Genomic DNA, 12,111 nt, shown 5'->3' with positions numbered 1-12,111 from the left:
TGCGCCCGGCTAGTCCTCGAGCAGGTCCTCGATAAAGCCGACACGGTAGTTCTTGAAGATGACCTCGCCGCCGTCTTGCGTGGCGTCCAGGTCGACATCGCCCATGATGCCAAAGTCGTGGTCGCCATCCTCGTCGGCAAAAATCTGGTGCACATGCCACACGTGCTGCGTCTTCTCGTCGCTCTCGTCGATGGAAAACATCGCGGAGCTGCGGGCATCTCCGTCGGTGAGAATTTCCTCGTGTTGCTCGTGATAGGCGTCGAGCGCCTTTTGCCAGCGGACCTCGCTCATGCCCCAGTCCTCGTCGAGCTCGCCCAGGTCGCGAACGTGCTCGCGGGCGGCAAGGGTCACGCGGCGGAAGAGCGCGTTGCGCACCAGCAGCGTGCAGCCGCGGCGGTCAGCCACGACTTCGTCGATGCCCTGCGGCGGTGCGGCGTCGAGGGCCGCCGGGTTGCCGGCGTTCTCCCACTCGTCCACCAGGCTCGAGTCGACCGAGCGCACCACAAAGCCGAGCCACGAAATGATGTCGCGAAGGCGCTCGTCGCGCTTTTCGATGGGCACGGTACGGTCGAGAGAACGGTAAGCCTCTGCCAGGTAGCGCAGCAGAATGCCTTCGGAGCGGGCGATGCCGAGCTTTTGAATGTAACCCTTAAAGTCGCTCGCGCTCTCCAGCATGTCGCGCAGGACGCTCTTGGGCGAGAGCTGGTAGTCGTTGGCCCAGGGTACTTCCTGGCAGTACTTGTCAAAGGCGGCGTCGAGCAAATCCTCGAGCGGTTTTTCGTACGTGACGTCCTGAATACGCTCCAGACGCTCCTCATATTCAATGCCGTCGGCTTTCATCTCGGCCATAGCGCGATCGCGTGCGGCGCGCTCCTGTGCGCGCAGCACCTGCTTGGGATCCTCGAGCGTTGCCTCGACCATCGAGATGAGGTCCATGGTATAGGTCTCGCTCTCGGGATCGAGCAACTCCAGCGCGGCAAGCAAAAACGGCGAGAGCGGCTGGTCGAGCGCAAAGTCCTCGGGCAGGTCGACCGTCAGCGCGTAGTCGATGTCCGGCGCGGCGTCAGCCGGAGCGTCGGGTGCGGGCGGCACTTCGGTGCGAACGACGACGCCGGAATCGATGAGCGTGGCGAAGATCTCGTCGGCACGAACCTCGAGCTTTGCCTTTTCCTCAGGGGTCTGCAGACTCGTCTCGATGAGGTCGTGTACGCGGGCTCGGGCATCGCCGCCCTGCTCGACCACGCTAATCACCATGGAGTGTGTGATGCGCAGGCGCGGCTTGAGCGTTTCGGGCTGCGTCTCGATCAGGCGCTCAAAGGTCTGCTTGTTCCAGGTGACAAAGCCCTCGGGGGCCTTCTTCTTTTTAATCTTGCGGAGTTTTTTGGGGTCATCGCCCGCCTTGGCCATGAGCTTGGCGTTCTCGATCTCGTGCTCGGGTGCCTCGGCAATCACCATGCCCTCGGTATCGAACCCCGAGCGGCCGGCGCGACCGGCAATCTGATGGAACTCGCGGGCGCGCAGGCGACGCATCTTGTAGCCGTCGAACTTGGTGAGCGCGGTGAGGACCACGGTGTGGATGGGCACGTTGATGCCGACGCCGAGTGTGTCGGTGCCGCAAATGACGGGCAGTAGGCCCTGCTGCGCCAGGCGCTCGACCAGCAGGCGATAGCGCGGCAGCATACCGGCGTGGTGCACGCCGACGCCGCAGCCGAGCAAACGCTTGAGGATCTTGCCGAAGGCCGTCGAGAAGCTCGTTCCCTTTGCCGCTTCTTTGATGGCTTCGCGCTGCTCCTTGCTGGCGATGCCAAAATTGGCGAGCGACTGTGCCGTCGCAAGGGCGGCATCCTGGCTAAAGTGCACGATGTAGAGCGGGGCCTCGCCGCGGCGCATCGCGAGCTCGACGGTGCCCTCGAGCGAGGTCGTCACATAGCCGTAGCTCAGCGGCACAGGGCGTGGGGCATCGACGACCAAGTCGCAGGTAGCGCCGGTGTGTTCCTCGAGCGAGGCGGCAATCGCGGTGACATCGCCGAGCGTGGCGCTCATGAGCATGAATTGCGTGTGAGGCAGGGTGAGCAGCGGCACCTGCCAGGCCCAACCGCGATCAGGGTCGGCAAAGTAGTGGAACTCGTCCATGGCGACGCAGCCAACATCGGCATCTTCGCCCTCGCGCAGTGCGTCGTTGGCAAGGATCTCTGCCGTGCAGCAGATGACGGGCGCCTTGGTGTTGATATGCGTGTCGCCGGTGATCATACCGACGTTATCGCGGCCGAGCACCTGCACCAAGTCGAAAAACTTCTCGCTGACCAGAGCCTTGATAGGAGCCGTGTAGTAGCAGCGCTTGCCCTGCGCCATGCCCATAAAGAGCATACCTAGCGCGACAAGCGACTTGCCCGAGCCGGTCGGCGTGCCCAGAATGACGTGATCGCCGGCGGCTAGATCCATGAGGGCCTCTTCTTGGTGGTCCCACGGCTCAATACCGCGATTGCTCGTCCATTCAAAGAAGCGCTCGAAGGCCTGGTCGGGCGTGAGCCACGGTTCGGGCTCGCTGCCGTCCTCGGGCTCCCACCAGGTGGGGGAGAGCGCGCCGAGTGAGCCGAATTCGGCTTCGGTTCCCGTGCCGCCCGAGAATGAGCTGGCGGCGCCGGCGCCAGAGACGGTGCTGGCGGCGGTATCTATCGTGGTCTGTGCCATGTGGGGGTACTTTCTCTCGCCGTTTGTCCGCCATCCATTATGGCGTAGCGGCGGTGCGGGGCGCCAGCGCGAAAGAAAATGCAGGAAATGGGCGTTCTGCTCAGCCGTTTGGTGCAGTTGTCAGCTAAGTGAGTAGACTTTTTGCAATATCGCGAGCACATGACTTTTGCGCAAGGGCTCTACCTGCGGTTTTATTTCTTCCTATGCGGGTTGTGCTTAGCTATTGCTAAAAAGTCTACTCACTTAGGTTTGAGGGTCGTTCATCGGTGCCTATTTGTGCTTGCTCGCTGGCGTAGCGACCGCCAAAAGCCCCTATGACTCCTGCGGAAGGCGCTTTTTGCCTTTGCGGGCGCGGTTTCTAAAGTTCTCGACGGCCTCTTCCATGCCCAGAGGTACATAGGTGAGCTCATCGAGGTTATTGGGTAGGTAGCAGGCAAGACTTTGTTCCTGCACGCGGCCCGCCGCGAGCGTATCGTCACCGGGCTGCGCACCGGGCGTGGCGCAGATGCCATAGACGACGGCACCCATCTCGCGCGTGCGGCATTCGTATTCGGTCTCGGGATGCTCGGGATGGTCGCGGCGAACGTCGTTACTTACCCAAAGTGTATCGTAGCCGGCCGCGGCAAACTGCCCCAAGGCGTAGTCGCGCAATGGCTTGCTGTCGGTACGCAGCGTTACGGTGGCGCCAGCTGCAAAGAGCGGGCGATAGAGTATCAGATGGTCGACATGGACGAGTCGTTTTTTGGCGTACTTGGCCTTGGGCTGCGGCGTGGGAAAGTTGATGGTGATGGCATCGAGCTCGCCTGGGGCAAACAACTGCGGCAGCGATGCAGCGCCTCGGGGCAGGACGAGTGCGTTTGATAGTTCCTGCTCGCAGATTTTCTGCGCGGCATAGGCGATGCAGATGGGCTCCTGGTCCATGCCGATAAAGAGGGTGTTTGGCTCGTGGGCCGCGCACTCTACAAGGTACGTTCCCTTGCCACAGCCAAGATCCAGGTGAAGGTGTTCGAAGGGCTTGCTGCCAACTGGCGCGCAAGCCTCGCGCCAATCTCCGACATAGGCCTCGGGGTTCGTTTCAATCGCATTGGCGTAGCGCTCCAGGCGCTCCTCGAGCACAAAGTTCTTAGGCGTGCGAACGTGGACGGCTCCCATGAGGCTCCTTGGTCATAAGTACGGAACGCATAGCTGCACGTTCCGTCAATGGGTTGAAAAAGGGCGGGCATGGATTGCCCGAAAGATGCGGTGCGGCCCGGCGGCGAGTCGTCGGTGCCTACAGGCGCTTGAGGATCACATAGCGGTTGAGATCGCCGCTGCGACCGTCGGCATGGAAGCGCTCAAGCTCGCGCACGGGGACCTCGCCGCTCTTGTAGAACGTACGGACGCCGCGCACCAGGTCGGTGATCTGCTGATCGTCAAAGTGATGGCAATAGCGGTAGGCGTGGCGGTCGTTTTGCCAGCCAATGAGGTGGTCACCGGCTTCAAACTGCGCGGAATCGTAACCCTCAAACGGCGGGGTGAGCTCGGCGCGGGCCTCGGCACGAACGGCCTTGCGCGCCATGCGCCCGTCGTTCATAAACTCCCAAAAGCTGATGGCGATGATGCCGCCTGGGCGCGTCTGGCGCACCAGGGCGTCGAGCACGCGTACGCGGTACTCGCACGACGGCACGTGGTGCATAAATCCAAAGCAGACCGAGATGTCGGCGAGCGGGGCGTTGAAAAGCACGTCGGGTGTCTTGGCGGGGTTGAGCTTCATGAGGGCGTCGAGCACATCGAGTTCCTGGAAGTGCAGGTTGGGAATGCGCAGGGCGTGACCGTGCGCATCGATAGCCAAATCCTGACACGAGTCAACACCATAGAACTCAAACGGGCAACTGGCGTCTGCCGAGGGGTTTGCGCCGTCGACGCCCTTGGCGGCAAGTGCGCCGCCGGCGGCAAAGTTCTCGAATCGCATATTGCCGCAGGCGAGATCGAAGACGCGGACGGGATGCTCGATCGTGGCGACGTCGAGCTGATCGAGCGCTATGTCCATGGTGCGTACCCAGCCGGGCCACGGTGCCTGGCGCGTATCGGAGAAGGAGGCGGAGTGCTCGCGATAGAACGTATTGTTGAGCTGAATGAGCGATGAGGCGAAATCGCGGTTCACGGCGCGGAACTCCCTCCGTTGGCGGTGCGGAATAAACAGTACGACCATACTACCGTTAACGCCGCAACGGGGACAACCGAGCTGCGGGTCATTGCTTTGTTTGGACACATTTCCGCAGCTCATATGCACCCGCAACCGCCGGTTGTCAAAAATCTCACTAGAATAGGTGGCATGCTTTTGGCGGTGGCGGATAGATTTTTAACTGTGCAAGGCGCCTTAAGAACAAAAACGGTCCGGCGGCACGGCTGGCAAAAGCATAGGAGGAACCATGAATGTAGAAACTGCGCAGCGGCTCGCCGACCTTCGTCGCAGCAAGGGTTTTAGCCAAGAAGGGCTGGCGCGAAAGCTGGGACTGTCGCGCCAGGCGGTCAGTAAATGGGAGCGCGCGGAGAGTTCGCCCGATACCGAGAACCTGATCTCGCTCGCCAAACTCTATGGCGTGAGTTTGGACGAGCTCCTCAATCCGAGCGATGAGATCGAGGACGATATCGAGTTTGAGAACGAGGACCGCGCCCGTCAGCGCGAGGCCGAGGCGGCAGAACGTGCCCGCACCCATGAGGCGGCGGCGCGCGCCACGGAGGCAGCTACGCAGGCGAGTGATGCTGCGGCCAAGGCGGCGCAAGCGGCAAGCTGGAGTGCGCAGGCCGCCAATGCCGCTACGGCGCAGGTGACGAGTGGCGGCGCAGCTGGCTCGACTCCGGTGAAAGGTCCGTTCCAGTCGTTTCCGTATTGGGCCGTGTGCTGGCTGCTGTTCTTTTTGCTGATGTTCCTGTTTGGTGGCTCCTTTGCCGCGCTGATCTTCTTTACAATCCCCATCTATCACTGGGTGGCGCGTGCGCTCGATGGCGATTGGGCACGCGGGGATATTCAGGTTGGTCCGGCACCGGAGGCGGCTAAGGCTCAGGATGTTTCCGCTGCGGTTGATACTGATGTGGCTTCCTCGACCGCCGCTGAGCCGAGCGACAAAGAAGGTGATGAATGATGAAGCTCTCGCGTGAGTCCAAGGTCCGCCTGGGCGTCGGTATCGGAGCGTTCGTGCTCATCATCGGGCTTATCTTTGGCACTTCGCGGATATTGTTTCATTTTGATGGCCCGTGGGATCTCGGCGATATTGCATCCGGTTTGTCCGGTATGGACGATGTGGTTGACGGGGACGATTCTTTGGATGGCGGTAACTATTCCGCTCAGTCTCGGCAGCTTTCGAGCGAAACGTTTGATACCGACTCATTCCAGTCCCTTGACCTGGATGTGACATCGGGTGAGGTTGAGATCAAGTGCGTTTCCGGCGGGCAGGTGCGTGTCATCGAGAGCGGTCGTGTTGCAAAGGGGGTAGCTACCTACGATGCTGCCACTCAGAATCTGGCCGAGGTCAAGGGTTCTACACTCACGATTAGCCAGTTCGACTGCGATGACGAGCGCGCTATCGATCGTTCGGTCACCATCGAGCTGCCGCGGGATGTTGCGGATAACATGGTGGGCATTACAGCGAATGTAGGATCGGGCGATCTGACGGTCACGGATGTTGCGTGTCATGACCTCAACCTGACTTTGGACTCGGGAAACGTTGAGTTTGCGGGCACCGTAACCGACACCTTGGATGCCGAGGTCGGTTCGGGCGATGTGGCGTTCGAGCTCTACCAGGCCCCCGCGAAGTCGATGGACGTAAGCGTGGGCTCGGGCGATGTGGAGATATCGGTTCCGAACTCTACGGGCTTTAAGGCGAGCCTCACCGTGGGCAGCGGTGACTTTGAGAGCGATTTCCTTCCGCTTGGCTACGATGGCGAGACCATATTGAATGCTGAATTCGACAACGGTGACAAGTCTGCAACGTATCGTTTTAAGGTCGGTTCGGGCGACATGTCGTTCGAATCGGTGTGACATGCGGTTTTCGGAGATCGGTGCATATAGACATGCTCTTTGATGGAGGCGTCGGGGCCGTGGTCGGCTTCGGCGCCTTTGCCTTTACAATGGGGTCATGGAACAGATTATTTTGAACATACTCGATGCCCTGCGTCGCGGTGAGACCGTGGACGACAAGGTACTCGTCAAATTGATACATGCCGAGGCGCGCCGTGAGGGTGCCGACAAGCGCGATTTGGCCAAGCGTCGCCTGCTGCCGTTTTACCAGCGGGTGAAACGCGAGGAGCTGGCTCGTTGGACGGCATGGAATGTCGACGCCGAGCTAGAGCGCCAACTGCTGCAGGTGCTACGCATGAAGCCTCGTCGCACGGCTTCGGGCGTGGCGACCATTACCGTCATCACCAAGCCGTGGCCCTGTTCGGGCGATTGCCTGTTTTGTCCCAACGACCTGCGCATGCCCAAAAGCTATTTACATGCTGAGCCCGCGTGCGCCCGTGCGGAGCAAAACTGCTTCGATCCGTATCTGCAGGTGAGCGCCCGTTTGACGGCGCTTTCGCAGATGGGACATGCGACCGATAAGATCGAGCTCATTGTGCTTGGTGGTACCTGGAGCGACTATCCGGAAGGCTATCAGACATGGTTTATGTCGGAGCTCTTCCGTGCGCTCAATGACGATGCCGTCGCCGGCGTGGCGGCCAACCCCATGTTGGCGCGTCCGGGCATCAGCCGTGCCGAGGCAGGGCGCCTGCTCGATGACGCTCCCGCCGATGCGCTGCCGCCGGTGGTAGCGGAGCGTCGCGAGCGCTATCGGGCCGCCGGCATTGCGACAGACGAAGCCGAGCTCGCTGCCGGCGTTGCCGACGAGCAGGGGCGTGTGGATGCTGCCGTGGGCGGCTATAACCGCGCGGTGCGTCGTCTGTACGGCCCCGGCACGCCGTGGGGCGAGGTCGCCGAGTGGCAGACAGCAACGATGGAGGAGCTCGAGCGCCAGCAGCGCATCAACGAGACGGCGAAGCATCGCGTGGTGGGACTCGTTATCGAGACGCGCCCCGATGCTGTAACGCCGCAGGCCCTCACGCTCATTCGTCGCCTGGGCTGTACCAAGATTCAGATGGGCATTCAGAGCCTCGACCAGCACCTGCTCGATATCAACGAGCGTCGCATTTCGGTGACGCAGATTGAGCGGGCGTTTTCGCTTGCGCGCCTGTTTGGCTTTAAGATCCACGCGCACTTTATGCTCAATTTGTTGGGTGCTACGCCCGAGGGGGATAAACGCGACTACGAGCGCTTTATGACCGTGGGGGCCTTTATGCCCGACGAGGTCAAGGTCTATCCGTGCGCGCTCATCGAGGGCTCGCGCCTGGTGGGCTGTTATGAGCGCGGCGAGTGGCGCCCCTATACCGAGGAAGAACTGCTCGATGTGCTGGCCGATGACATCGTGGTGACGCCGGCGTTCTGCCGCATCAGCCGCATGATTCGCGACTTTAGTTCCGATGACATCATGGTGGGCAACAAGAAGCCCAACCTGCGTCAGCTCGTCGAGAACCGCCTAGCTGCTCGGGGTGACGGTGCGACGGTGCGTGAGATCCGCTATCGCGAGATTAGCACGGCGGGCGCCGACCTGGGCGAGTTGACCCTTGACGAGGGCGTGGCGTACGAGACGCCGGTGACGCACGAGCGCTTTTTGCAGTGGGTGACGCCGCAGGGCAAAATCGCGGGTTTTTTGCGCCTGTCGCTGCCCGATCGCGCGTTTGTTGCCGCGCATGCGGACGAGTTGCCGACGACGCCGGACGAGGCGATGATTCGCGAGGTGCACGTGTATGGCATGGCGGCACGCGTGGGCGATCAGGGCCAGGCGGCTCAGCATCATGGACTGGGGCGGTCGCTGGTGGAGCGTGCGTGCCAGATGGCGCGGGACGCGGGCTATGCGCGCATCAACGTGATCAGCGCGATCGGCACGCGTGAGTACTATCGTCATTTGGATTTTTACGACCATGGACTCTATCTGCAAAAGGAGCTCTAGATGAACAAGCCGAGTGTTTCCGCTGGTGTTGTTGCCGGCGTTGCCCTGGGAGCTGCGGCGCTTGGTGCGGCCGTCGTCGCTGTTCGCGCTGCCTGTTTGCAGGTCGCACGTACTCGCAACGGGTTGGCGCGTGTGAAGCGTGTGCACGACGAGAGCGGTGACGAGGTCCGCGTGCTCGTACAGGGCGGCGTCTACCAAAGCGCGAGCTATGTTGGCGATCGTTGGGCGGAGCCGGTCTTTGCGTACTATCGTGCATTTGACGATGTGTTTGAGGCCGAGGGCGCAATGCGCGACGCGTATGGTCATGGTATCGACCGCATGCTTATGCTGGGTGGCGGCGGGTTTGCCTATCCCAAGTTCGCGCTGATGTCGCACGAGGGCTTGCGCATGGACGTCGTCGAGTATGACGGAGAGATTACGCGCCTGGCGCGCCGCTGGTTCTACCTGGACGAGTTGGAGCGCACGGTGGGCGATCGCCTGCGGGTGATTACCGCCGAGGCTCGCTCGTATCTGGGTGTGACGAGCGTGGGCCATCGTCGCTACGACGTGGTCGTGAGCGATTGCTTTGGCGGTGCCGAGCCCGTGCGCGAGCTGGCGACCGTTGAGGCGTTGCATCTGGTGCGGGGTAGCTTGAACCCGGGCGGCATCTACGTGGCTAATATTGTGAGCGCGAACGAGGGGAGCGATGTGTCGTTCCTGCGCGATTGCGCCGCCACGACGCTCGAGGTGTTCGATCACGTTTGGGTGGTGCCCTGCGGCGATGCGGAGTTCGGCGGCGAGGAAAACTACCTGCTCATCGCCAGCGACGGCGACTATGCCTTTGCCGAAGCCGTGCCCTTCGACACCGACTTCCTCGGCACCGTCCTTCATGACAAGTAAGTCTCCCCGTCCCAAAAAGACTGGTCTTAGGCGTGGTCGCGCCAGCTGCGGACACGCTGCTTCATGCCCTCTATGTCGAGCACGCCTTCGGCAAAGCCCTTGCGCACGAGCTCTTCGGGAACGAACTCATCGTAACGATCAAAGTAAGGTACCTCGCCGGGATAGACGAGCTCGATGGAATCGAAGTCCTTCTCGGCCTCGGCGGTGAGCACCTCAAAGAACGTCTCCTCGTCGGCCTTCATCTTAAACTGCATAAAGTACGGGCGTGACGGGTCAAGTCCGCGAAGGCCCAGCTCCGCGGCGCATTTAATCTTGAGCATACGCTCGAGTGCCAAAAAGGCGTAGCTTCCCAGCCAGGGGAAGAGCACCCAGGTGTCGCCACCCAGGTTGATGAGCGGCTTAGTTCCCGCGCCCGAAATCTCGGCGGTATGACGAGCCTGCGCCAAGCGAGCCCGTGCGTTACCCATAAGGTACGGATATGCTGCGTGCTCAGTGAGCGCTTGGCGCATGCGCTCGAGCACATGCGTGTTAATGTCGCCGGGGCAGTCGCCAAAGTAGGCCGGCACCCGGCCCTTGACCTGCGTGGCAAAGACAGTGTGGCGCTTCCAGTCCACTTCCTCGACAATCCAGCAGTGTCCGGCGATGGCGATGCGCTCACCGGGCGGGGGCGGATTAACGATCGTGCCCAGCTCAGCCGATTCGCTCCGGACGGTAAACTCCTCGTTTTCCTGGAACACGGCGTAGAACTTAAAGTTGTTGATGATGCGCTCGCCCGCGAGACCCACGATGAGCCCGCCACCTTCGGTGACCTGGATATGGTCGATCTTAATGAGGTGACGTAGCAGCACACGGTAATCGTCTGCCGAGACACGGTGGAAATAGCTGAGCGTGAGCACGCGCTGGGCAAGTTCGGCCGGCGTGAGCTCGCCGGTGCTGGCGAGGGTCGACATAGTCTGGTGATAGAGCAGGCTGTAGGGGAGACGATCGAGCTCGGGTGGCTCGACCCACTTTTCCTCGCGATAGAGTTGTACGAGCGCGATACCCTGCAGGAGCTTCCAGGGAATGGTTTCGGGCATCATCGTGCGCGGCTCGGGCTCTTCCTCGCGCATGACAAACCACATCTCGGGCGGAAGATCGCGACGGCCTGTGCGCCCCATGCGCTGCAAAAAGGAGCTGACGGTAAACGGCGCGTCAATCTGGAAGGCGCACTCCAGGCGGCCGATATCGATACCGAGCTCCAACGTAGAGGTGGTGACGGTTGTCTGCGTCTGCTCCTCGTCGCGCATGAGCTCCTCGGCCGTCTCGCGTAGCGATGCCGAAAGATTGCCGTGATGGATGAGAAAACGGTCGGGCTCGTGCCGGCTCTCGCAGTAGCTGCGCAGCATGGAGCACACGGCCTCTGCCTCCTCGCGCGAGTTGGCAAAGACCAGGCATTTGCGGCCGCGCGTATGCTCAAAGATATAGCCCATGCCGGGGTCGGCGTTTTCGGGCGCCGTGTCGGTGGGGTTGAGAAGCGCCTGCTCGGTCGCTCGTGGGATGTCGACTTCGCCCTCGGGGGCCGAGGAAGTGCGACGGTCTTTGGGAGCGGCCTTGCCCCGCGCCTGCTCACGACGTTGACGGTGTTCTTCCTGTGTAAGCTGTCCGCTGTGGCACATGTCTTGTCCGGATGCGGGCAGCGCCGCGGGCGCCGCCGTCTCAATACGCTCGCAAGCAAGCACCTCGGCTTCTTGTGGGCCTGTGCCTACGAATCCTCGTTGCTGAGCCTGGGGGCCCGAGTTGTAGAAGTGCTCCATGGAGATGCGCCACACGCGATGCGGTTCCTCAAAGCGGGGGATAACGCAGTCGCGCCCCGTTCCCTGCGAGAGAAAGGCGCCCGTGCGCTCGGGGTCGCCGATGGTGGCCGAAAGGCCAATGCGGCGGGGCTGCACGCCTGCCATGCGCGAGAGGCGCTCGATAAGACAGAGCGTCTGCCCGCCGCGGTCGCCGCGCATGAGCGAATGGACTTCGTCGATAACCACATAGCGCAGGTCGCAGAACATGCGCGGGATCGCCATGTGCTTATGGATTAAGAGCGCCTCGAGCGACTCGGGCGTAATCTGCAAGATGCCGCTTGGCTTTTTGATGAGCTTGGCCTTGTGCGACTGCGAGACATCGCCATGCCAGTGCCAGACGGGGATGTCGGCTTCTTCGCACAGGTCATTGAGACGGACGAACTGATCATTGATGAGCGCTTTGAGGGGGCCAATGTAGAGGGCGCCCACGCTCGTGGGCGGGTTCTCCCAAAATTCGGTCAGGATGGGAAAGAAGGCTGCCTCGGTTTTGCCGGAAGCCGTGGATGCCGTCAGGAGCACATTATCTTGCGTGTTAAAGATGGCATCAGCTGCCGCAACCTGGATAGAGCGCAAGCTCTCCCAATCGTGGGAGTAGATGAAGTCTTGGATAAACGGGGCGTAGCGGTCAAAGGCGTTCACGAGGCCTCCTTTCAAAAGCGAATCTCTCAACGCGGCGGGCAGTG

8 protein-coding genes are annotated in these 12,111 nt (G+C 61.5%); 4 read left to right on the top strand and 4 right to left on the bottom strand.

Going from position 1 to position 12,111, the window contains the following annotated elements; all coding sequences use genetic code 11:
• Positions 1 to 9 precede the first annotated feature (9 nt).
• The 3 genes from DW195_RS05925 to DW195_RS05915 form a co-directional block, all read right to left on the bottom strand.
• Positions 10 to 2,691 carry an RNA helicase gene (locus DW195_RS05925; protein WP_118206139.1) on the bottom strand — a complete coding sequence of 894 codons (2,682 nt, stop codon included), beginning with the start codon at positions 2,689 to 2,691 and terminating at the stop codon, positions 10 to 12.
• 312 nt (positions 2,692 to 3,003) lie between these two features.
• On the bottom strand, positions 3,004 to 3,843 hold the full coding sequence (locus tag DW195_RS05920; RefSeq protein WP_118206138.1) for a tRNA (guanosine(46)-N(7))-methyltransferase TrmB: 840 nt from the start codon (positions 3,841 to 3,843) through the stop codon (positions 3,004 to 3,006).
• Between the two features lie 118 nt (positions 3,844 to 3,961).
• Positions 3,962 to 4,834 (bottom strand): hypothetical protein, encoded by an 873-nt coding sequence (locus DW195_RS05915; protein ID WP_118206137.1) that lies wholly within the window; start codon positions 4,832 to 4,834, stop codon positions 3,962 to 3,964.
• Positions 4,835 to 5,102: 268 nt separating this feature from the next.
• On the opposite strand from DW195_RS05915, the gene DW195_RS05910 reads away from it, so the two are divergent.
• The 4 genes from DW195_RS05910 (at position 5,103) to DW195_RS05895 (ending at position 9,596) form a co-directional block, all read left to right on the top strand.
• Complete coding sequence (locus DW195_RS05910) at positions 5,103 to 5,816, top strand: helix-turn-helix domain-containing protein (protein ID WP_118206136.1); 714 nt, start codon at positions 5,103 to 5,105, stop codon at positions 5,814 to 5,816.
• The gene (locus tag DW195_RS05905; protein WP_158567907.1) at positions 5,816 to 6,712 is read left to right on the top strand and encodes a DUF4097 family beta strand repeat-containing protein; all 897 of its coding nucleotides are present in this window, start codon (positions 5,816 to 5,818) and stop codon (positions 6,710 to 6,712) included. Before DW195_RS05910 ends, DW195_RS05905 begins: the two co-directional genes overlap by 1 nt.
• Positions 6,713 to 6,809: 97 nt before the next feature.
• The gene (locus DW195_RS05900) at positions 6,810 to 8,717 is read left to right on the top strand and encodes an elongator complex protein 3 (protein ID WP_118206134.1); all 1,908 of its coding nucleotides are present in this window, start codon (positions 6,810 to 6,812) and stop codon (positions 8,715 to 8,717) included.
• On the top strand, positions 8,718 to 9,596 hold the full coding sequence (locus DW195_RS05895) for a spermidine synthase (protein ID WP_118206133.1): 879 nt from the start codon (positions 8,718 to 8,720) through the stop codon (positions 9,594 to 9,596).
• Between the two features lie 26 nt (positions 9,597 to 9,622).
• Here DW195_RS05895 and DW195_RS05890 read toward each other — a convergent pair whose 3' ends face one another.
• Positions 9,623 to 12,067, bottom strand: coding sequence for a DEAD/DEAH box helicase (locus tag DW195_RS05890; protein WP_118206132.1), 2,445 nt, complete (start codon positions 12,065 to 12,067; stop codon positions 9,623 to 9,625).
• Positions 12,068 to 12,111: the final 44 nt, after the last annotated feature.

It is taken from the genome of Collinsella sp. AM17-1, assembly GCF_003470665.1.
In the GTDB taxonomy this organism is placed as follows: domain Bacteria; phylum Actinomycetota; class Coriobacteriia; order Coriobacteriales; family Coriobacteriaceae; genus Collinsella.
The sequence above is the reverse complement of the archived record's forward strand: the minus strand, read 5'-3'. Positions and strand labels throughout refer to the sequence as shown.